At 70.5% G+C, this 21,323-nt stretch carries 20 protein-coding genes; 9 read left to right on the top strand and 11 right to left on the bottom strand.

What is annotated here, in order from left to right; genetic code table 11:
* The first annotated feature begins 5 nt into the window (after window positions 1-5).
* From AB0C46_RS17730 to AB0C46_RS17720, 3 genes are all read left to right on the top strand, one after another.
* Window positions 6-1,034 (top strand): hypothetical protein, encoded by a 1,029-nt coding sequence (locus tag AB0C46_RS17730; protein WP_362828708.1) that lies wholly within the window; start codon window positions 6-8, stop codon window positions 1,032-1,034.
* 167 nt (window positions 1,035-1,201) lie between these two features.
* The gene (locus tag AB0C46_RS17725; RefSeq protein ID WP_362828707.1) at window positions 1,202-2,095 is read left to right on the top strand and encodes a helix-turn-helix transcriptional regulator; all 894 of its coding nucleotides are present in this window, start codon (window positions 1,202-1,204) and stop codon (window positions 2,093-2,095) included.
* A gap of 242 nt (window positions 2,096-2,337) precedes the next feature.
* Window positions 2,338-2,985: a DUF4232 domain-containing protein gene (locus tag AB0C46_RS17720; protein ID WP_362828706.1), complete on the top strand. Its 648-nt coding sequence runs from the start codon at window positions 2,338-2,340 to the stop codon at window positions 2,983-2,985.
* Window positions 2,986-3,098: 113 nt separating this feature from the next.
* Here AB0C46_RS17720 and AB0C46_RS17715 read toward each other — a convergent pair whose 3' ends face one another.
* Window positions 3,099-4,907: an NHL domain-containing thioredoxin family protein gene (locus AB0C46_RS17715; RefSeq protein WP_362828705.1), complete on the bottom strand. Its 1,809-nt coding sequence runs from the start codon at window positions 4,905-4,907 to the stop codon at window positions 3,099-3,101.
* Between the two features lie 64 nt (window positions 4,908-4,971).
* Here AB0C46_RS17715 and AB0C46_RS17710 point away from each other — a divergent pair, with 64 nt between their 5' ends.
* Together AB0C46_RS17710 and AB0C46_RS17705 are read left to right on the top strand one after the other, a co-directional pair.
* Complete coding sequence (locus tag AB0C46_RS17710; RefSeq protein ID WP_362828704.1) at window positions 4,972-5,502, top strand: LURP-one-related family protein; 531 nt, start codon at window positions 4,972-4,974, stop codon at window positions 5,500-5,502.
* Between the two features lie 151 nt (window positions 5,503-5,653).
* On the top strand, window positions 5,654-6,478 hold the full coding sequence (locus AB0C46_RS17705) for a maleylpyruvate isomerase family mycothiol-dependent enzyme (protein WP_362828703.1): 825 nt from the start codon (window positions 5,654-5,656) through the stop codon (window positions 6,476-6,478).
* A 168-nt stretch (window positions 6,479-6,646) separates the two neighbouring features.
* Here AB0C46_RS17705 and AB0C46_RS17700 read toward each other — a convergent pair whose 3' ends face one another.
* From AB0C46_RS17700 to AB0C46_RS17690, 3 genes are all read right to left on the bottom strand, one after another.
* A complete protein-coding gene (locus AB0C46_RS17700) occupies window positions 6,647-7,900 on the bottom strand; it encodes an MFS transporter (protein WP_362828826.1) in 1,254 nt (417 codons plus the stop codon).
* A 122-nt stretch (window positions 7,901-8,022) separates the two neighbouring features.
* On the bottom strand, window positions 8,023-8,706 hold the full coding sequence (locus tag AB0C46_RS17695; RefSeq protein WP_362828702.1) for a GntR family transcriptional regulator: 684 nt from the start codon (window positions 8,704-8,706) through the stop codon (window positions 8,023-8,025).
* A gap of 167 nt (window positions 8,707-8,873) precedes the next feature.
* A complete protein-coding gene (locus AB0C46_RS17690) occupies window positions 8,874-9,737 on the bottom strand; it encodes a GNAT family N-acetyltransferase (RefSeq protein WP_362828701.1) in 864 nt (287 codons plus the stop codon).
* 197 nt (window positions 9,738-9,934) lie between these two features.
* Here AB0C46_RS17690 and AB0C46_RS17685 point away from each other — a divergent pair, with 197 nt between their 5' ends.
* Window positions 9,935-10,111 (top strand): hypothetical protein, encoded by a 177-nt coding sequence (locus AB0C46_RS17685; protein WP_362828700.1) that lies wholly within the window; start codon window positions 9,935-9,937, stop codon window positions 10,109-10,111.
* Between the two features lie 27 nt (window positions 10,112-10,138).
* Here AB0C46_RS17685 and AB0C46_RS17680 read toward each other — a convergent pair whose 3' ends face one another.
* From AB0C46_RS17680 to pdhA, 5 genes are all read right to left on the bottom strand, one after another.
* The gene (locus AB0C46_RS17680) at window positions 10,139-10,561 is read right to left on the bottom strand and encodes a VOC family protein (RefSeq protein ID WP_362828699.1); all 423 of its coding nucleotides are present in this window, start codon (window positions 10,559-10,561) and stop codon (window positions 10,139-10,141) included.
* 50 nt (window positions 10,562-10,611) lie between these two features.
* Window positions 10,612-10,800 carry a hypothetical protein gene (locus AB0C46_RS17675; RefSeq protein WP_362828825.1) on the bottom strand — a complete coding sequence of 63 codons (189 nt, stop codon included), beginning with the start codon at window positions 10,798-10,800 and terminating at the stop codon, window positions 10,612-10,614.
* 257 nt (window positions 10,801-11,057) lie between these two features.
* Window positions 11,058-12,536 (bottom strand): dihydrolipoamide acetyltransferase family protein, encoded by a 1,479-nt coding sequence (locus AB0C46_RS17670; protein WP_362828698.1) that lies wholly within the window; start codon window positions 12,534-12,536, stop codon window positions 11,058-11,060.
* A 23-nt stretch (window positions 12,537-12,559) separates the two neighbouring features.
* Window positions 12,560-13,543, bottom strand: a complete 984-nt coding sequence (locus AB0C46_RS17665; RefSeq protein WP_362828697.1) for an alpha-ketoacid dehydrogenase subunit beta — start codon at window positions 13,541-13,543, stop codon at window positions 12,560-12,562.
* A gap of 2 nt (window positions 13,544-13,545) precedes the next feature.
* The gene (pdhA, locus tag AB0C46_RS17660) at window positions 13,546-14,763 is read right to left on the bottom strand and encodes a pyruvate dehydrogenase (acetyl-transferring) E1 component subunit alpha (RefSeq protein ID WP_362828696.1); all 1,218 of its coding nucleotides are present in this window, start codon (window positions 14,761-14,763) and stop codon (window positions 13,546-13,548) included.
* 327 nt (window positions 14,764-15,090) lie between these two features.
* Between pdhA and AB0C46_RS17655 the strand changes: the two genes are divergently transcribed.
* Both AB0C46_RS17655 and AB0C46_RS17650 read left to right on the top strand, forming a co-directional pair.
* Window positions 15,091-15,750, top strand: a complete 660-nt coding sequence (locus AB0C46_RS17655) for a response regulator transcription factor (RefSeq protein WP_362828824.1) — start codon at window positions 15,091-15,093, stop codon at window positions 15,748-15,750.
* A 168-nt stretch (window positions 15,751-15,918) separates the two neighbouring features.
* Window positions 15,919-16,962 carry a phosphotransferase gene (locus AB0C46_RS17650; RefSeq protein WP_362828695.1) on the top strand — a complete coding sequence of 348 codons (1,044 nt, stop codon included), beginning with the start codon at window positions 15,919-15,921 and terminating at the stop codon, window positions 16,960-16,962.
* Between the two features lie 19 nt (window positions 16,963-16,981).
* On the opposite strand, the gene AB0C46_RS17645 is transcribed toward AB0C46_RS17650, so the two are convergent.
* Window positions 16,982-18,553, bottom strand: a complete 1,572-nt coding sequence (locus AB0C46_RS17645) for a protein kinase (protein WP_362828694.1) — start codon at window positions 18,551-18,553, stop codon at window positions 16,982-16,984.
* Between the two features lie 313 nt (window positions 18,554-18,866).
* Here AB0C46_RS17645 and AB0C46_RS17640 point away from each other — a divergent pair, with 313 nt between their 5' ends.
* On the top strand, window positions 18,867-20,525 hold the full coding sequence (locus tag AB0C46_RS17640) for a protein kinase (RefSeq protein ID WP_362828693.1): 1,659 nt from the start codon (window positions 18,867-18,869) through the stop codon (window positions 20,523-20,525).
* Window positions 20,526-20,661: 136 nt separating this feature from the next.
* Here AB0C46_RS17640 and AB0C46_RS17635 read toward each other — a convergent pair whose 3' ends face one another.
* Window positions 20,662-21,225 carry a bacterial proteasome activator family protein gene (locus tag AB0C46_RS17635; protein WP_362828692.1) on the bottom strand — a complete coding sequence of 188 codons (564 nt, stop codon included), beginning with the start codon at window positions 21,223-21,225 and terminating at the stop codon, window positions 20,662-20,664.
* Window positions 21,226-21,323 lie beyond the last annotated feature (98 nt).

Raw genomic sequence — 21,323 nt, 5'->3', positions numbered from 1 at the left:
TCGGCATGGACGAGCACAGCAGCACGCACCCGGCAGACACCACCACCCCCGCGGGCCGGAGCGCCCCCATGACGCGTCACCCGCAGTCCCCGTTCCGCAGGACCGTGTGGCGCACGGTCCTGCCCGCGGTGGCCGCGGCCGGTATCAGCGTCGCCGGGTTCGCGGGGTTCGCCCACGGCAGTGAGGTGAGCAGCGCGACCGCCGAGGGACACGCCGCGACCGCCGACAAGCTCTCCCACGACAGCTCTCCCACCGGCTCCGCCCGCACCGTCCGCGCCGCGGGCACCGGCTCCATACGGCAGGCCGCCGCTGCCGACTTCCCCACGTGGGGCACCCGCTGGGTGGTGCACGCCACCGCGGACACCAGCTCCCCCGCCGTCGGGATGATCAACAAGACGGCGCCGGGACAGGACCGGATCACCGCCGACTACCAAGTCGACACCGGCCGCAAGGCGTGCGAGGGCAGCTCCTGCTCGGCATTCATGGCGCACCTCACCGGGCCGGTCAGCGGCTTCCTCAGCGTGGTCGCGGTGGACATCCCGCAGGACCGGCTGCCGGGCGTACCGGTCCAGGGCGGCGGTGGGCAGCCGCAACCGCAGCCCGGTGGTTCGCGCGAGGAGATGCTGAACCGCGCCGCCACCTGGCTGACCGCCGACAACGGCTCCCAGGTCCCGTACAGCCAGGCCAAGGTCTGGAAGGACGGCTACCGTCAGGACTGCTCAGGCTATGTGTCGATGGCGCTCGGTCTGCCGGCGCCCGGCACGAACACCGTGGGGCTGGCCACCGACCGCGGCATCACCCGGCCCCTCTCCGTGGGCGCACTCAAGCCCGGTGACCTGCTCATCGACGCCTCCGGTGACAACAACACCCGGCATGTGGTGATCTTCGAGAAGTGGAACAACGACGCCCACGCCTCGTACACCGCCTATGAGCAGCGCGGCGACCACGGCACCGACCACCGGACGCTGACCTACGGCCTGCCCGGCGGCGACGCCGAGTTCAAGCCCTACCGTCCGGTGAAGTTCGGCGACTGACCCGGGCCGGGGTGCGCGAGGTCCGACGGAAGAGCTCACGCTGTTTCACGTGAAACATCACCATCTGGTCCGGGTGCGATCCGGATCGCGTCACGAGGGGTACTTCCGCCACAGGGGAGCGGAAGTACCCCTCGCGCGTGCATGCCCGCTGTGCTGGAATGCGAGACGTGCCCGGCCATCAGAACCACGCCGCTCATGTCCGCCGCAAACCCCTGGCCCCGCTGCCCGACGAACTCTCCGGCCCGGTACGGGACTTCGTCACCGCCTTACGTCACATACACGGCGAACTCGGCTACAGCCTGAAGCAGTTGGAGAGTCGGCTGCCCGCCAGCCGCTCCTCCCTGTCCCGCTATCTGCGGGGTCAGAGCCTGCCCGACGAACGGCTGCTGGTGCAGTGGTGCAAGCTCTCCTTCACCGGTGAGAACCGGCTGCCCGCACTCGTCGAACTGCTGCACCGCGCCCAGGAGGCGGCGGACGCGGGAGAGCGGGCGGCGGAGCGGGACGGTGCGTCCGGCGGGGGGCCCGGGGCGGACGCCGAGGACCCGGCCGACGGCGCCGGGACGGACGCCGGGGCCGCGGCGACGGCCGGTCGGCGCCGGCGGCGGATGCTGCTCGCCGGGCTCGGGACCGCCGCGGTGCTCATCGCCGCGGCGCTGGCCGTACCAGCGCTGACCAGCTCGAACGGGTCGCCGGAGCACGTCGGTGACGGCCGGGCACCGGGCGCGAAGAGCGCGGCGTCGGCCACCGGGTCCGCCCGGATCACCGTCCACAATGTCGAACGGGGCTGTCAGCACCGGCGCACCGAGAACTGCGCGCTCGGGCTGGCCCGCGATCCGTACCGGCTCTATCGCCGCTCCAATGTCGTGGGCCATGTCTGGCACGGCGAGATACTGCGCGCAGTCTGCCGGATCGCCAACGGGATCACGGTCACCGATGAGGTGGGCGGGCACAGCAGCATGTGGTTCCGGGTCGATCACGACGGCGACCAGGTGTGGGTGCCGGCCATCCACATTCGCCCGGAACAGGTCGAGAACACCGCACTGCCCGGCTGCCCGGGCTGACTCTTCGGCCCGCTCCGAACAGCCCCGCTCCGGACCGGATCTTCACCCCTCATCAGGTTGATCTTCACCCCCGTCACGGACCGGCCCCGACGCCACACAAACCCCCTATGACCTGCGATGACGCCATTTCGTCAGGGCGCACGACGCACCCACCCTGGCGCATTGACCGGCAATGGATATCGTGGCCGTGCCATGACAGACACACCTCGCTGGTACGCAGCAACTCACTGGGGGAACCACCCATGACCGCACGCCGCTCCCGCCACCGCTCCGCCGCATACGCCGCGCTGGCCCTCGGGCTGGCCGGCTCGCTCGCGCTGACCGGCTGCAACAGCCACTCCTCGAAGAAGTCGAAGAAGTCGTCCTCCTCGTCTTCCAAGAGCAAGAAGCGCAAGATCATCGGTGGCGGTGCGGCAGAGGCGGGCACGGGAGCGGCGTCGCGGCGGGTGCCGGACTGCTACCCCAGCACGTACAAGGTCACGTTCTCCCAGCAGACCGGCCCGAAGAGCCATGTGGCCGTGAAGTTCAAGAACTCCACCAGCCGCGACTGCAAGCTCTACAACGCGCCGCTGCTGCGCTTCAGCAACGCCAAGGACCCGCTGCCCCTGCTGCAGGGCACGCCCGGCCACCTCGACGGCACCCGGATCACCGTGCCCGCCCACGGCTACGCCTACGCCGTGATCCCCACCAACAGCGCGGCCACCAAGGGCAGCGAGCAGAAGTCGGTGGCCATCGACTTCATGGGCATCTCGGCGAGCTCCGTCACGCACGGCCCGGCCACCGTGAACTTCGCGGAGAAGCGGCTCCACATCTCCGTCGGCAAGAGCAAGGTCACCAACTGGAGCTCCAGCATTCACGGGGCACAGCTGGCGGGCGGCGTCGGGAAGTAACCCCGGCGCCTCGGGCGTCCCTGCCCGCCGGCCCCGGCCCGGGGCTCGTCAGCGAGCCCCAGGATCCGGTCGACCAGCCCCGGGGTGGGGCGACGAGCCCGGGGTCCGCGCTCCTACTCGGCGTCCAGCCCGGCCAGGACGAGCCCCAGCCGGGCCACCCCGCCCTCAGTGATCTCGACCGGGACGCCCCAGTCCTGCTGGTGTACATGGCAGGCGGGGTACTCGATGTCCGGGGCGTCGTCACAGGACGCGGCCATCGCCGAGACATGCAGCACGCCCTCGGTCACGCCGTCCGCAAACACCAGATCCCGTGTGAGGTCGGTGCCGGCGCCCGCGCCGTCGGCGAGCAGCTCCGGCGGCGTCGCGCTGACCAGCAGCCGCGTCGAGGGCCCGTAGCGGGTGTCGAGCTTCTGGCCCGCCGGGGCCTGGAAGACCACCTCCAGCCGCAGCGCGCCCGGAGCGACCTCGGTGGCCGCGCGCTGGGTCCGGTGCGCCACCGACTCGACGCGGATCGCCTCCTCCGGCAGCCGCAGCCGGGTCAGCCGGTGCCGCGCCGACTCCACCACCACGATGTCGCCATCGACGAGCACCGCGGCGGACGGCTCGCGCAGATCCTTCGCCAGCGTCGTCACCTCGCCGCTCGCGGGGTCGAAGCGGCGCAGTGCGTGGTTGTAGGTGTCCGCGACGGCGACCGAGCCGTCGGGCAGCGCGGTCACCCCCAGCGGATGCTGCAGCAGCGCCTGGTCGGCGGCGCCGTCGCGGTGTCCGAAGTCGAACAGGCCGGTGCCGACGGCCGTACGGATGACATAGCCGTCGCCCGCGTCGGCGCGCTCCACCCAGCGGACCGCGCTGGTCTCCGAATCCGCGATCCACAGCCGGTCGCCGGCCGCCGCGAGCCCGGACGGCTGGGCGAACCACGCCTCGGCCGCCGGGCCGTCCACCAGGCCCTCGTTGGTCGTGCCGGCCGCGACCTGGACCGTGCCGGCGGCCGGGTCGTACGTCCACAGCTGGTGCACCCCGGCCATCGCGATCCACAGCCGGTCCTGCCACCAGGCGAGGTCCCACGGCGAGGAGAGGTCCACCTCGCGGGCCGGGCCCGCGGTCGGGGAGCCCTGCCACCACTGCTTGCCGGTGCCGGCCACCGTCTCCAGCGCGCCACTGCCGGGGTCGAAGACGCGGAGGGCGTGGTTGACCGTGTCCGCGACGGCCACCCTGCCGTCGGGCAGCAGCGCCAGGCCCTGCGGCTCGTTGAAGGAGTCCGCGGTCAGCCCGCGCTCGCCGGTGCCGATCCGGCGCAGCACCTGCTCACCGTCCGCCGCCAGCTCCACCAGCTGATGCCGGGTGGTGTCCGAGACGAGGAAGCTGCCGCCCGGCAGCCGGACCACCTTGCCGGGGAAGCGCAGATCGGTGGCGACCGGCTCCGGCGGTACGTAGGGACCGTCCCCGCGGCGCAGAGTGCCCTTCGCCGTGTGCTCGGCCTCCAGCTCCTCGACGAGCTTCTCGATGGCGTGCGCATGGCCCTCGCCGGCGTGCTGGGCGACGACATATCCCTCGGGGTCGATCACCACGAGCGTCGGCCAGGCCCGTACCGCGTACTGCTTCCAGGTGCTGAGCTCGGGGTCGTCGAGGACCGGGTGCTCCACGCCGTACCGCTCCACGGCGTCCACGACGGCCTGGTGCTCGGCCTCATGCACGAACTTCGGGGAGTGCACGCCGATGATCACGACCGTGTCGCGGTGCCGCTCCTCCAGCTCCCGCAGCTCATCCAGGACATGCAGACAGTTCACACAGCAAAAGGTCCAGAAATCCACGACGACAATGCGTCCTCGCAGGTCGGAGAGGGTCAGAGCCTTGTTGCCGGTGTTCAGCCAGCCGCCCTTGCCGGTCAGCTCGGGGGCGCGGACGCGTGCACGTGAAGCCATGTGGACATTCAACGTCACTCCGGTGCGTGCGCATTCCGCAGGGCCCCGGGGGAACACGTCAGCCATGCAGCAATCTCCCGGGGAAGCATCCCCGCGCCCTGGTAAGTACGTGGTACGCGACCGCATCTTCGGCATCGGTGACGACTACTGGATCGAGGACGAGCACGGACGGCACGCCTTCCTCGTGGACGGGAAGGCGCTGCGGCTGCGGGAGACCTTTGAGCTGAAGGACCCCGAGCGGCGGGTGCTGATCACCATCCGCAAGAAGATGCTCAGCCTGCGCGACACGATGACCATCGAGCGGGACGACCAGCCGCTGGCCACGATCAAGCGCAAACGGCTCTCGCTGCTGCGCAACCACTACCGCGTGGAGCTGGTGGACGGCACCGAGCTGGACGTCAGCGGAAAGATCCTGGACCGGGAGTTCGCGATCGAGTACGAGGGCGAACTGCTCGCCGAGATCTCGCGGCGCTGGCTGACGGTGCGTGACTCCTATGCGGTCAATGTCGTACGGGACGACGCGGATCCGCCACTGCTGATCGCCATCGCGGTGTGTGTGATCCGGCTGGCGGAGCGGGAGCGCGGGGAGGACTAGAAGCACGCGTTCCGGGCGTACGGCGCACCCCTCTGCGGCCGGGAAACATCGGCCTACGATGGTCGTCCGAAAGCACTGCCGGGGTGCCCGTGCGCAGCGTAACTTAACTGCACAGACAAGCAGCCCGCGTACGAACCGTCCGAGGGGTCCCGTGACCGTCCATCCCAGCCTTCAGTCCTCCATCGATGCCTGGACTCACTCCATAGAAGCGATAGCCGAGCTGGTTACTCCGCTCGTCGAGGGCGAGTGGAACAGGGCGACGGGCCTGCCAGGATGGTCCGTGCGCGATGTCGTCTCCCATGTCATCGGCCTGGAATGCGAGATGCTGGGCGACCCACGGCCGATCCACACCCTGCCGCGCGATCTCTACCACGTCCGCAGCGAGTCGGCGCGACGGATGGAGGTGCAGGTCGATGTCCGTCGGCACCACACTGCGCCGGAGATGCTCGGCGAGCTCGAATACACCGTCATCCGCCGCTCCCGGCAGCTGCGCAACGAGTCCCGCCAGCCGGACGCCGTGGTGCGCAGCCCGCTCGGCGAGGACCGTTCGCTGGAATTCGTGCTGCAGCAGCGGGCGTTCGATGTCTGGGCGCATGAGCAGGACCTGCGCCGGGCGCTCGGCAAGCCCGGCAATCTCGACTCCCCCGGCGCGCAGGTGACGCGCGATCTGCTGGTGAAGACGCTGCCCGGCGTCGTCGCCAAGCGGGCCCAGGCGCCCGCCGATTCAGCGGTGGTCTTCGACGTCAGCGGACCACTGGAATTCCTGCGTACGGTCCGCATCGACGCCGAGGGCAACGCCACGATCGACGGCAGTGTCTCGCTCGGCCCGACCGTGACGCTCGCCCTGGACTGGGACACCTTCCACCAGCTGGCCTGCGGCCGGGTGCGTCCGGCGGCTGTCGCCGAGCAGGTCAAGATCGAGGGCGACGCCGAACTGGCCGCAGCGATCCTGGACCACTTCGCCGTCACGCCGTAGCGCCAGGGGCGGGTGGAGGGACCCCGGCGGGCATCCGCCTCATCCACGCCCCTGCGGACGTCGGACGGCCGGAGAACGAGAGCCGACCCCGGAGCATGAGCCGTTTCACGTGAAACAGCCCTGTCCGTTTCACGTGAAACGGACCCGGCCACCGAGCCCCCGGCCGCCTTACGCGGGAACGTGAACCGCCTCGACCCGGCTGACGACGAGCCGTTCACGCTCGCGTCGCGCCGCCCGCCGGCGCAGCCGCAGGATCTGCGAAACGCCGAGCGCCTCCAGGACGAAGATCGAGGCGAAGGCGATCCGGTAGTTGTCCCCGGTCGCGTCCAGCAGCACACCGACGGCGAGCAGAGTCGTCATCGAGGCGGTGAAGCCGCCCATGTTGACGATGCCGGAGGCGGTGCCCTGACGCTCGGGCGGATTGGCGGGCCGCGCGTAGTCGAAGCCGATCATCGAGGCGGGGCCACAGGCGCCCAGCACCGTACACAGCGCGATCAGCAGCCCCATCGGCACATGAGCGGCCGGCCAGGCCAGCACGACCGCCCACATCAGCGCCGTGGCGCCCACGGTGCCCAGTGCCAGCGGGGTACGGGCCGCGTGGTGGCGGGCGATGACCTGGCCGTAGACCAGCCCCACCGCCATGTTGGAGAGCACCACGAGGGTGAGCAGTTCACCGGCGGTGCCGCGGGACAGCCCCTGCGCCTCGACCAGGAACGGCAGGCCCCAGAGCAGCAGGAACACCATCGCGGGGAACTGGGTGGTGAAGTGCACCCACATCCCCAGCCGGGTGCCGGGCTCACGCCAGGCGTCCGCGATCTGCCGACGCACGAACCCGGCGCCGGTGTGCTCGGCGGATGCGGGCGGCGGCTCAAAGCCCTCGGGGTGGTCCTTGAGGAAGAGCAGCAGCACGATCAGCACGACGATCCCGCCGACGGCGCTGGCGGCGAAGGTCGGGGTCCAGCCGAAGGAGTGCAGGAACCGGGCGAGGACGAGCGTGGAGACCAGATTGCCCGCCATCCCGACCAGCGCGGCGATCTGGGCGATCATCGGGCCACGGCGGGCCGGGAACCACCGGGAGCCGAGCCGCAGCACGCTGATGAAGGTCAATGCGTCCCCGCAGCCGAGCAGCGCCCGCGAGCCGAGGGCCATGGCGTACGACGAGGAGAGCGCAAAGCCGAACTGGCCGACGGTGTAGAGCACCACGCCGAGCGTCAGCACCTTCTTGGCGCCGAGCCGGTCGACCAGCAGGCCGACGGGGATCTGCATCCCCGCGTACACCAGCAGCTGGAGGATGGAGAACGTCGACAGCGCCGAGGCGTTGATGTGGAAGCGCTCGGCGGCGTCCAGCCCGGCCACACCGAGGCTGGTGCGGTAGGTGATCGCGACGAAGTAGACCGCGACGCCGATGCCCCAGACGGCCATCGCCCGACAGCCGCCGGGCGGGTCCGCGGGCATCAGCCGGGCGGAGCCGCCGCCTATACCGGAGCCGTCCGAACCGAGGGAGCCGCCGGCGCTTCCGCTGCCGGCACTTCCACCGCCGGCGCTCATCGCACGTCGCCCTGCGCGAGGTTGCGGACCCAACTGACGTGCCGCTGCACGACATCGGTCGCGGCGTCCGCGTCACCGGCGCGCAGCGCCTCCAGGATCTCCGCATGCTCGGTGATGTTCTTGGCAATCCGGTCCGGGTGGGCATGCATCACCGCAACGCCCATCCGCAGCTGACGGTCGCGCAGCTGCTCATACAGCCGGTCGAGGATCTGATTGCCGGCGCTGCGCACGATGGCGGCGTGGAAGGCGCGGTCGGTGACGGACACCGCGGCCAGATCGCCGGAGGCGGCCTGCTCCCGCATCGTCTCCAGCAGCTCGGTCAGCTCGCCCACCAGCGCCTCGCTCGCGGGCACCGCCTTGGCCGCGGCATGCTTTTCCACCAGCAGCCGGGTCTCGACGACATCGGCGATCTCCTGCGCGGAGACCGGCAGGACCAGTGCGCCCTTCTTGGGGTAGAGCTTGATCAGCCCCTCGACCTCCAGCCGCAGCAGCGCCTCGCGCACCGGCGTCCGCGACACCCCCACGGCATCGGCCAGCTCCCCCTCGGTGAGCAGCATGCCGCCCTCGTAGCGGCGCTCCAGGACGGCGTCCTTGATGTGCGCATAGACCCGCTCGGCGGCGGGCGGCTGCTTGGCGGCGGACTCTCTGACAGGAGCGGTGGGCGTGGACGCTGAGGGCATGTGCACAGGATAGATACAACAGGTATGCGTGCGGCACCTCATTCCGCGATGCGGACAGAGGAGGCCACGTTTGTCCTGGTAGAGGCGTTATGGGCGGTCGTGGCGGCGGAGCGGCAGCCGGCTCCCGTGCGCGGGCGCCCCGGCCCGTCCGCCGCCCCGCGGTGCCCTCAGCCCGGCATCCGCCCCTGCGCGACCAACCGGTCCACGACCTGCGCATGGGCGGGCGCACAGCGCTCCCGCCCCTCCCGGCGGTCGAACCAGGCGTATTCGGCGATCTCCCGGCCGGGGACCGGTGCAATGTCCTGGGGCCCGCCGGTGAAGCAGGTCATGTGCAGCCGGCGCCCGTTCTTCCCGTGGGCGACGTCATGGATGACGAATGCCTCCGACAGCTCTTCGACGGGCACCACCAGGCCGAGTTCCTCACCGAGTTCACGCGACAGCGCCTCGCGTGCGGTCTCCCCGGGCTCGTACTTGCCGCCCGGGAGATAGAAGGTGTCGTTGCCCCGCGTCCGTACGCTCAGCAGGCGCCCCTCCCGCAGGTGCAGCCAGCCCACCGACTTCAGCGGCGCGGCGCGCTCCAGGGTGATCAGCGGACGGCCGGTCTCCTCGTCCGTCCGCCGCCCCCGCTCCGAGAAGCCCAGGTGCGCGCAGAAGCGGCGGGCCCGGCCGTTGTCCTCGAAGACCTCCAGGGTCAGCGCGCCGTGCCGCGCCGCCGCATGCTCCAGCAACTCCCGCCCGGCTCCGCCGCCTTGGGCCTCCGGTGCCACGCACAGCCCGCCGACCTCGGCCCCGGGCCCGTTGCCGTCCCCGGGCCCGGCCAGCACTCCGAGCAGCCCGATGACGCTGCCCTCACGTTCGGCCACCCAGTTCTCCGCCTGGACGAGGTACCTCTCGCGGAGGAGCCGGGCCCGTTCGCCCGCACCCTCCCCGTCAAGGAACGGATGCGCCTGCCGCACGGCCCGGGACCACAGGTCGGTGACCACGTCCTGGTCGGACGGGCGATAGCGCCGGATGATCATTTCGCTGCTCATTTCGCCGACCGTAAACAGGGTGGCCGATTGCGGCAAACCCTTTCCGGGCCACGGCGGGACGGGGGACCCCAGAGGGATGTCGAGTCCACCTCAAGGCGGACAGGAGTCCGTACCTGCCGCGTACGGACCGCAGCGAATCTCATGGGTGAATGGAGGCAGGGAGCCGGGGAGGCTCCGACACCCAAGGGGAGTTGACCATGCAGCCCAGGACGAACGCCGGCCGCCGTACGCGGAACACCGTCGTACTGGCATTGATCGTCGCCGGCCTGTGGGCGGGCGTCGCCCTGACCCGCGGCGCCGCCCGCACCGGCGAGTCCGGTCCGACGGGGCCGGTGGGGCACTTCAGCCGCGCGGTGCAACTCATCCGCGGCTGACCGGCCACCGGCCCCGTCGCCGGCCCGCTACGCCTTGCGCGGCTCGCCGCGATACGTGCCGAACGACCAGAGATTGCCCTCGGGATCACGGGCACCGAAGCCCCGCGAGCCGTAGTCGGTGTCGGTCAGCTCCTCGATGATCTCCGCTCCGGCCGCTCTGGCGCGGGCGCACAGCTCGTCGGGACGCTCGGTGACGACATAACCCCCGAACGTCCCGGGCCGCAGCGGCCAGCGGTCGTTCTCCGCTTCCTTGACGGAGCCGAGCATGATGCCGCCGCCTTCGGGCCAGGAGAGCTGGGCGTGCTCGACGCGCTCGCCCACCCCGTGGACCACGGTCTCCTCGAAGCCGAACGCATCGACCAGGAAGCGGATCAGCGCACGGGCATCACGGGCCCGCAGCGTCGGCCATACCTGGGGTGCGGGTGTGGTGTCGGACAGGTTCTCGGGCATGGTCGCCGGACCTCCTGGATCGGAACGCGGCCCCCGGTGGGCCGCCGGCTTCAGCGTTCCCCGATGGCGTCCCCGGCGGCTTGGACGTTTCGGAACTCCTCGGCGAGCCACTGGCTGGGCGGGCAGCCGGCCAGCGAGCGGAACTCCCGGGCGAGATGGGCCTGGTCGAAGTAGCCGCAGCGCACGGCCAGATCGGCCAGCAGCGGTGCGCGGCCGGTACGGGCCTCGGCGCCGAGCAGCCGGCACGCCCGGTCGAAGCGGATGACCCGGGCGGCGGTCTTGGGCGCCAGACCAGATCAGGGTCAGCCGCGGCGAGGGAAGCCCACGGTGCCGGCCCGGTGGCAGCCCGGCCTGCCGGTATCCGGCGTAGGAGCTGACATACGGCCGGAGCGGTGGCGCGGGGCAGCCGACCGGCTGCTCATCCACAGGGCCGGTGCGGACCCGAGGCGGCGTTTCACGTGAAACACCGCTCCGAACCGCCCGGCCCCGCATTCCGTCATCCCCAGGTGATGAGCCGCTTCGGCCGCTCCAGCACCGCCGCGACATCCGCGAGCAGCTTGGAGCCCAGCTCGCCGTCGATGAGCCGGTGGTCGAAGGACAGCGCGAGGGTGGTGACCTGGCGTGCCTTCACCTTGCCCTTGTGGACCCACGGCTGGAGCTTGACCGCGCCGAAGGCGAGGATCGCCGACTCCCCCGGGTTGAGGATCGGCGTACCGGTGTCGACGCCGAAGACGCCGACGTTGGTGATGGTGACCGTGCCACCGCTCATCGCCGCCGGGGAGGTCTTGCCCTCGCGGGCGGTGGCGACCAGATCGCCCAGTTCCGCGGCGAGTTGGGGCAGCGTCTTGACCCCGGCGTCCTTGATGTTCGGGACGATCAGCCCACGCGGGGTGGCCGCCGCAATCCCGAGGTTCACGTAGTCCTTGTAGACGATCTCCTGACGCGCCTCGTCCCAGGACGCATTGGCCTCCGGGTGACGCCTGAGGGCCACCAGGAAGGCCTTGGCGACGAGCAGCAGCGGGTTGACGCGCAGCCCCGCCATGTCCGGGTCCTGCTTGAGCTCCTGGACGAGCTTCATCGTGCGGGTCACATCGACGGTGATGAACTCCGTGACATGCGGCGCGGTGAAGGCGCTGGCCACCATCGCCTGGGCGGTGGCCTTGCGTACGCCCTTGACCGGGACCCGCCGCTCACGGGCGGCGGTGTCGAGGACACCGGTCCCGGCCGGGGCGACGGCCTCGGCGGCGGGGGCCGGACCGGGCACCCCGGCGGCCGCGGGCGCCGCTGCCGGGGCGGCGGCCGCATGGACGTCCTCGCGGGTGATGATGCCGTCCGGCCCGGTCGGGGCGATCGTCGCCAGATCGATCCCGAGGTCCTTGGCGAGCTTGCGCACCGGCGGCTTGGCCAGCGGCCGGCCGACGCCTCCGGCGGCTGCGCCGTTCGCGACCGGAGTCACGGGAGCGGCCGGTGCGGGCGGTGCGGCCGGTGCCGGTGCCGTCCGCCCGTTCAGCTCCGCCTGGAGCGCGGCGCTCACGGGCTCCGGCTGGGCCGGAACCCCGGTCTGGGGCTTGCGGGCCCGGCGCTTGGTCGAGGACGGCGCGGCGCCGTAGCCGACCAGCACCGCCTGCCGGCCCTGCGGCTCGGCCTCCTCCTCGGACTTGGCGGCGTCCTGCGGCGCCGGCGCCGGTGCCGTGGCGGGCCCGGCACCGGGGTCGGTGTCCACGGAGATGATGACGGTGCCGACGTCGACGGTGACGCCCTCGCCGAAGTTCAGCTCGTGCACCACCCCGTCGTAGGGAATGGGCAGCTCGACGGCGGCCTTGGCGGTCTCGACCTCACAGACGACCTGGCCGTCGGTGACGGTGTCGCCCGGCTGGACGTACCACTTGAGGATCTCGGCCTCGGTCAGCCCCTCGCCGACGTCGGGCATCTTGAACTCGCGGAAGCGCTGAGCGTTGGCGGTACTTGCAGTCATGGTCACGAACTCTCCTCAAACCCTCAGTACGCCAACGCGCGATCGACCGCGTCGAGCACCCGGTCCAGTCCCGGAAGGTACTCGTCCTCCAGACGGGAGGGCGGGTACGGGGAGTGGAAACCGCCGACCCGCAGGACCGGGGCCTCCAGGTGGTAGAAGCACCGCTCGGTGATCCGGGCGGCGATCTCGGCACCCGCGCCGAAGAAGACCGGGGCCTCATGGACGACGACCAGCCGGCCGGTCTTCTGCACCGACGACTGCACGGTGTCGAAGTCGATCGGGGAGAGCGAGCGCAGGTCGACGACCTCGAGCGACTTGCCCTCCTCGGCCGCGACATTGGCGACGTCCTGGCAGACCTTGACCATCGGACCGTAGGCGGCCAGCGTGAGGTCGGAGCCGGTCCGGGCGACCCGCGCCTTGTGCAGCGGGTCCGGGATCGACTCGGTGTCCAGCCGCGACTTGTCGTGGTAGCGGCGCTTGGGCTCGAAGTAGATGACCGGGTCGTCGCCCGCGATGGCCTGCTGGAGCATCCAGTAGGCATCGGAGGAGTTCGAGGGGGAGACGACCTTGAGGCCCGCGACATGCGCGAAGAGCGCCTCGGGGGACTCGGAGTGGTGCTCGACCGCGCCGATGCCGCCCGCGTACGGGATGCGGATGACGACCGGCACCTTGACCTTGCCCAGCGCGCGGGCGTGCATCTTCGCGAGCTGGGTGACGATCTGGTCGTAGGCGGGGAAGACGAAGCCGTCGAACTGGATCTCGACGACCGGGCGGTAGCCGCGCAGCGCCATACCGATCGCGGTACCGACGATGCCGGACTCGGCGAGCGGGGTGTCGATCACCCGGTCCTCGCCGAAGTCCTTCTGCAGACCGTCGGTGACGCGGAAGACGCCGCCGAGCTTGCCGACGTCCTCACCCATGACGAGGACCTTGGGGTCGGCCTCCATGGAGGCGCGCAGCGACTCATTGATCGCCTTGGCGATGGTGATCTTCTCGAAGACGGCCATGGTCAGTTCCCCTCCGCGACAGCATCGGCGTCGGCGAACGACGCCTGGTACGCGGCGAACTGCGCGCGCTCCTCATCGACGAGCGCATGCCCGTCGGCATAGACATTCTCGAAGATCGCCATGGTGTCCGGGTCGGGCATGGCGCGTACGGCGTCGCGGACCCGCTTGCCCAGGGCCTCGCTCTCCTCTTCGATCGACGCGAGAAACGCCTCGTCGACGATGCCCTCGGCCTCCAGGTACGTCCGCAGCCGCAGGATCGGGTCCTTGGCCTCCCAGGCCGCCCGCTCCTCGTCCGCCCGGTACTTCGTCGGGTCGTCGGAGGTGGTGTGCGCGCCCATGCGATAGGTGAACGCCTCGATGAGCATCGGGCCCTGGCCGGTGCGCGCCCGCTCCAGCGCCGCCTTGGTCACCGCCAGACAGGCCAGTACGTCATTGCCGTCGACCCGTACGCCGGGGAATCCGAAGCCGCGGGCGCGCTGGTAGAGCGGCACCCGGGTCTGCTTCTCGGTGGGTTCGGAAATCGCCCATTGGTTGTTCTGGCAGAAGAACACGACCGGGGCGTTGTAGACCGCGGAGAAGGTGAAGGATTCCGCGACATCTCCCTGGCTGGAGGCGCCATCACCGAAATACGCGATGACCGCGGAATCCGCGCCGTCCTTCTGCACACCCATCGCATAGCCGGTCGCATGCAGCGTCTGCGAGCCGATGACGATGGTGTAGAGGTGGAAGTTGTTGGTGCTGGGGTCCCAGCCGCCGTGATTGACACCGCGGAACATGCCCAGCAGGTTCGTCGGGTCGACCCCGCGGCACCAGGCCACACCGTGTTCGCGGTAGGTCGGGAAGACGTAGTCGTCGTCGCGCAGCGCGCGGCCGGAGCCGATCTGGGCGGCTTCCTGGCCCAGCAGCGAGGCCCACAGGCCCAATTCGCCCTGGCGCTGGAGGGTGGTCGCCTCGGCATCGAACTTCCGCGTCAGCACCATGTCGCGGTAGAGCCCGCGCAGTTCTTCAGGCGAAAGGTCGATCGAGTAATCCGGGTGCTCGACCCGCTTACCTTCGGGCGTCAGCAGTTGTACGAGCTGATCCTGCTCCGCCTGGTCGGGCCGGCCGGAGTTCCGGGCCTTGGCCGGGGACGCCTTCTTCGCCGACGTCGCCTTTTTGGCGGTGGTGCGCTTGCTGCTGCCGCGGGCGTTTTTCCGCTGCGCAGTGCCTTCCACGGTCACGTGCTGCTCCTCCGTCTGTCCGGCCCCCGGGGTCCGCCGGTGGCCGTATTGCGGCTCACCCGGTATCCGATACGGCGCACGGGGTGTGTGCGATCGCGGCCGGATCCGGGTGGAACAAAGCTCCCGGACAGTGGCCTGCTCATTGCACGTTACCCATTGTCAAAGCCGAAGTGGAAACGGCGCTGACCTGCGATTTTGCTTGGATTTCCAAGTAAATCGCAAAGGCTTGGAACAACTCCTGGTCACAGCGTTGCAGGCCGCCGGGACAACGGCACGTTATATCGGTGACCTGGAGCACGGGAAGGGTTGATGTGTGAGACTGGTGAGGTGCGCGAAGACGGAAAAATCACGGTATTCCTGCTCGATGATCACGAAGTCGTCCGGCGTGGCGTCCACGAAATGCTGTCGGTCGAGGAGGACATCGAGGTGGTCGGGGAGGCGGGCACGGCCGCAGATGCCCTGGTCAGGATCCCGGCGACCCGTCCGGACGTCGCGGTGCTCGATGTCCGGCTGCCCGACGGGAGCGGTGTCGAGGTCTGCCGCGAGATCCGTTCGCAGGACGAGGACATCAACTGCCTGATGCTCACCTCGTTCGCGGATGACGAGGCCCTTTTCGATGCGATCATGGCCGGTGCGGCCGGTTATGTCCTCAAGGCCATCCGGGGGAACGAACTGCTCTCCGCGGTGCGCGAGGTGGCAGCCGGCAAGTCACTGCTCGACCCCGTGGCCACCGCCCGGGTGCTGGAGCGGCTGCGCGACGGCAACTCCGCGAAGGGCGACGACCGGCTGGCGAGCCTCACCGATCAGGAGCGCAGGATCCTCGATCTGATCGGCGAGGGAATGACCAATCGCGCCATCGGTGAGCGGCTCCATCTCGCCGAGAAAACGATCAAGAATTACGTCTCCAGCCTGCTTTCCAAGCTCGGAATGGAGCGCCGTTCCCAGGCCGCCGCCTATGTCGCCCGCATGCAGGCGGAACGGCACTGAACCGGCAGGGGGTGGCACGCGCTCCCCGCGCACGGCCGCACCGGGGCCACGGCTGCCGACAGGCCTCGCCGAACGGGAGCCGATGTACCGTCCGCCCCCGCGCGCACTCTGCGTAAGGCCTTCCGTCACACCCACTCCGACCGGCCTAGTTGATCTAACATCTGGCGCGTGCTGCGCTCATCTGTAGTCCGGACGGCGGCGACGCCCGACAGAGACACCCTCGGATCCCTGCTCCGCCACTACCCGGGCGCCGGTGCGCCGCTGTCCTGTGAACCCGTCGCCGAGGGCCTGCTCAACCACGGCTACTTCCTCGCCACCACCCGCGGCCGCTACTTCCTCAAGCACCACCTCGACGGCGACCGCGCCGCCCTCACCCGCCAGCACCGCGCCACCTACCGGCTCGCCGCGCTCGGCCTGCCGGTCGCCCCGCCCGTCGCCCATGGGGACGGCCGCACCGTCACGGTCCTCGACGGCCGCTGCTACGCCCTGCACCCCTGGGTCGAAGGGCGCCACCTCGGCGGCGCCGCACTGACCCGCGGCCAGTCCCGGCGGCTCGGCGCCCTGCTCGGGGTCGTGCACACCGCACTGGAGGAGGTCATGGCGGACGAACCGCATCCGCCCCGGCCGCCCTGCGCGGACGCCGGCGCCGACCCCGAGCGGACCTTCGAGATGATCGACGAGCTGCTGGCCCTGGCCCGCGGCGCCCGGCCGCGCACCAGCTTCGACGAGCTCGCCGAACACCGTCTGCTGGAGCGCCGGGCCTTACTGGCGGAGCAGGCGCACCGCCGCCCGGACGCCGGCGCGGAGCCCCCGGCGGGCTGGGCACACGGCGACTTCCACCCGCTGAATGTGCTCTACCGGGGCACGGAACCGACCGCGATCGTCGACTGGGACCGGCTGGGCGTCCAGCCGCGCGCCGAGGAGGCGGTACGCGCCGCCGCGATCTTCTTCGTACGCCCCTGCGGCACGCTGGACCTGGCCAAGGTGGCGGCGTACGCGGGCGCCTACCGCAGTGCCTGCGGAGCCGGTGCCGAAGAACTCGCGGCGGCCGTCCACCGGGTGTGGTGGGAGCGGCTGAACGACTTCTGGATGCTCACCTGGCGCTACCAGCTGGGCGACCGCCGCACCGATCCACAGTTCCCGGCGGCGGCCGCACTGGCCGTGTGGTGGACCCGCGAGTACCGGGCCGTACGGAACGCGTTCACCCGCTGAACTGCGGCGGGAGACCCCGTCAGCCGGTCGTGCCCGACGTCACGCCGGTGTCCGGGCCACCGGTGTCCGCGCCACCGTCACCGGTCCCGCCGGTGGGGTCGGTGGGGTCGGTGGGGTCCGTGGGCTCGGTCGACGGCTCGTCGGTCGGCGGCTCGGACGTCGGCGGCTGCGAGGTCGGCGGCTCCGACGTGGGCGGCTGGGACGTCTCCGGCGTGCTGGGCTCCTGCGTCGGCGGCTCGGAGTAGGTGCCGGTGTCACCGCCCGTGTCGTCGGGCTCGGTCTCCGGGGTGCTCGGCTCCTCCGTCGGCGGCTCGCTCGTCTTGTCGTCCTTCGACGGCGTCGGCGACTGCGTGGTGGGAGTCTCCTTCTTCTCGCCCTGGCCGCCGGTGTTCTGCATCGCGAAGGCCACCCCCACCGCAATGGCGATCACCGCCAGCGCCGCGATCAGCCAGATCTTGCCGCGGCCACCCTTGGCCGGCCGGGGCCCGCCGTCGAAACCGCCGTCGTCGTCGCGCCTGCCGGGCGTCAGAATCGGCTGCGCCGTGGTCTGGCCGGCGTCGGGGTGCGGCAGCGCCGTGGTGGCCGCGGTGCCCATGGGCGGGGTGAGGCCGCCCCCGTGCACGGCGACGGGGCCGGTGCTCCAGGTGCCGGTGTGGCCGCCCTGCTCGTGCAGCATCTGCAGCGAGTACTGGACCAGGCCGCGCATCTCCTCGGCGGACTGGAAGCGGTCGTCGGGGTCCTTCGCCAGCGACCGCATGACCAGGCCGTCCAGCTCCGGCGGCACCGCGTCGGCGACATGGGACGGCGCCACCGGCATGTCCTGCACGTGCTGGTAGACGACCGAGAGCGGGGTCTCGCCGGTGAACGGCGGCCGCAGGGTGAGGAGTTCGTAGAGCAGACAGCCGGTGGCGTAGAGGTCGGAGCGGGTGTCGACGGTCTTGCCGAGCGCCTGCTCCGGGGAGAGGTACTGGGGCGTGCCCATGACCATGCCGGTCTGGGTCATGGTGGACGCGGCGCCGTGCAGGGCGCGGGCGATGCCGAAGTCCATGACCTTCACGGCGCCGCTGTTCGTGATGATCACGTTCGCGGGCTTGATGTCCCGGTGCACGATGCCGTGCTGGTGGCTGTAGGCCAGCGCCTCCAGCACACCGGAGACGATGATCAGCGCCTGGTCCGCCGGCGGGGCGTCGGCGTTGAGCAGCAGATCGCGGATGGTGTGGCCCTCGACCAGCTCCATCACGATGTACGGCACGGTATTGCCGCCGACCAGGTCCTCACCGGAGTCGTATACCGCCACCACCGCGTGGTGGTTCAGCCCGGCCACGGACTGTGCCTCCCGCGTGAAGCGGGCCTTGGAAACCGGGTCCTCGGCGAGGTCGGCACGCAGCAGCTTCACGGCGACGGTCCGGCCAAGACGTACGTCCTCGGCCGCGAACACCTCCGCCATACCGCCGCGGCCGAGCCGTCGCGTGAGCCGGTAGCGGCCATCGCCGACCAGCCCGCCGTTGCCCCACATCTCCGGTGCGTCGGGGATATTGGAGCCGGTGGCGTCAGGATCGGACGGGCCCTGGGGGCTCTGCGTCGGTGCCATCGGTCCTCGCCGTCGAATCGATCCGCATGAGAGCGGTAAGGTCATCGGTCTTCGCTAGAGCACGCTACAGGTTCCGCGGCACCCACCGGTCCGTCGTGGACCGGCCATCAAACCCGCCGGAAGCCAAACGTGGCAAGTTCACCGGGGGTAATCGGGCGCCAAAACGTCTCACGGCCGTGACGGGATCTTGCACATCTGGTCACGGAACGGGCACACAGCTTGACGTGTCCGAGGCCTGGGGCAGACTTGGCTGCGAAATTCCAGATTTTGATCGCTATACGTACGGGTAGTGCGCCTAGGGGGAAGCGGAACGATGAGCCAGGACGGCACTCAGGGCCAATTCGAGGGCCGTTCGGTCGGCGGAGGACGTTACCAGCTTCGTGATCTTCTCGGCGCCGGCGGTATGGCTTCCGTTCACCTCGCCTACGACAGCGTCCTGGACCGCGAGGTCGCGATCAAGACACTGCACACCGAGCTCGGCCGCGAGCAGGCCTTCCGTGAGCGCTTCCGCCGTGAGGCCCAGTCCGTGGCGAAGCTCACGCACACCAATATCGTCTCCGTCTTCGACTCGGGCGAGGACGAGCTCGACGGCGGCATGGTGCCGTACATCATCATGGAGTACGTCGCGGGCCAGCCGCTGCGCTCCGATCTGGACACCGACATCGCTCAACATGGCGCGATGCCGACGGAAAAGGCCCTGAAGATCACGGGCGATGTGCTGGCGGCGCTCGAGGTCAGCCATGAAATGGGCCTGGTCCACCGGGACATCAAGCCCGGCAACGTGATGCTGAACAAGCGCGGCGTCGTCAAGGTCATGGACTTCGGCATCGCCCGCGCCATGCAGTCCGGTGTGACGTCCATGACGCAGACCGGCATGGTCGTCGGCACCCCGCAGTATCTGTCGCCCGAGCAGGCCCTGGGCCGCAGTGTGGACGCCCGCTCCGACCTCTACTCCGTCGGCATCATGCTCTTCGAGCTGCTGACCGGCCAGCTGCCGTTCGACGCGGACTCCCCGCTCGCCATCGCCTACGCCCATGTCCAGGAAGAGCCCCCGGTCCCGTCGAGCATCAACAGCTCGCTGCCGCCGGCCGTGGACGCGCTGGTGGCCCGTGCGCTGAAGAAGAACCCCAACGAACGCTTCCCCACCGCCGAGGCGATGCGGGACGAGTGTCTGCGGATCGTCGGGTCCGGGCAGTCCGGTGCGACGCCGCTGATCATCGGCGAGGGCCCGCGGGCGCGTACCAGCGGGGCGTCGGTCTCCTCCGCGGTCTTTCCCACCGCCTCCGGCAACCCGCACACCCCGGCCCCGCCGAACGTGCAGCAGCCGTACCAGCCGACTCAGGCGGCCGCCTTCGGCCCCTCGACACCCCCGCCGCCGAACAACACCTACCCGACGCCCGCGCCGGGCCCCATTCCGGGCCCCGTTCCGGGCCCGGCGCCGTTCAACACGGGTGGCTACCAGCCCCCGGCGTACACCCCGCCTCCGGTGACGTCCTCGATGTCGCCGGTCGGCGGCCCCGCCCGCCGGAAGAACAACACCCCGGTGATCGTCGTCTCGGCGATCGTCGGCGTCATCGTGGTCACCGCGATCGCGATCGGCATCGGTCTGAGCGCCGGCTCCAGCGGCAGCAACGACGAGGACATTCTCCCGACGTCGGCGTTGCCCGACACCACCGAGAGCGTCCGGCCCGAGGACAAGACGGCGACGATCCTGACCTCCGAGTGCACCAACCCGTCCAAGGTCTACGGCGATGAAGGCAAGATCTATATGCCTTCGTTCCGCTTGAAGAATCTGGACTCGGTGAAGAAGTGCATCGCGGCGGCCGGCTGGAAGTACAAGATCGAGCACGAGGACAGCGCGCTCTGGGGTAAGAACACCGTCACGGACCAGTCCCCGGACCCGTTCGGGCGGTGGGATCCGAGTGACGGCGAGACCATCGAGCTGACCGTCTCGACCGGCCGGAGCGGCTGACGGCATACGGCCCACGGGCCTCCTGGACAGACGGAAGGGGCCGGCACGCATTCCGCGTGCCGGCCCCTTCCGTCTGTCCGGTTGCTTGTGGCTCCTCGGTGCGCTCCGGCCTGCCGCGCAGATACCGGGCGGAGGCTCAGAGGTACGGGCCCGAGCGGGCGCCCCCGTGACCGGGCGTGCCCTCCTCGCCGTCCATCGGAACGGCACCGGGCGGCAGCGCACGGCGCATCGACTCCAGCTGGGCACGGGCCGCCATCTGCTGGGCGAACAGTGCGGTCTGGATGCCGTGGAAGAGCCCCTCCAGCCAGCCGACCAGCTGGGCCTGGGCGATCCGCAACTCCGCCTCCGTCGGCACCGATTCCTCGGTGAACGGCAGCGACAGCCGCTCCAGCTCCTCGACCAGCTCGGGCGCCAGGCCGTCCTCCAGCTCCTTGACCGAGCTGGAGTGGATCTCCTTGAGCCGGACCCGGCTCGCCTCGTCCAGAGGAGCGGCCTTCACCTCCTCCAGCAGCTGCTTGATCATGCTGCCGATGCGCATGACCTTCGCAGGCTGTTCGACCATGTCCGTCAAGGGGGTCTCCCGGGATTCTTCGCCGTCGTCCCCGCCGCCGGAGCCGCCGCCACCGAGCGCCATGCCGTCCGGGCCGACAACCAGGACGTGCGGATTCTCCTGCGACCGTTCGTTCATCGGCATATCCATGCCGCCATTCTCTCGTACGTGGGCTCCTGACAAGTGGTGCCCCTGGGAGAACGTGATCCACCGTTCCGAACGGATCCGGCTGCCGCTGTTTCACGTGA

Source organism: Streptomyces sp. NPDC048637, from assembly GCF_040650675.1.
In the GTDB taxonomy this organism is placed as follows: domain Bacteria; phylum Actinomycetota; class Actinomycetes; order Streptomycetales; family Streptomycetaceae; genus Streptomyces.
Note: the sequence above shows the minus strand (reverse complement) of the source record. Positions and strands in the feature narration are given on the sequence as shown.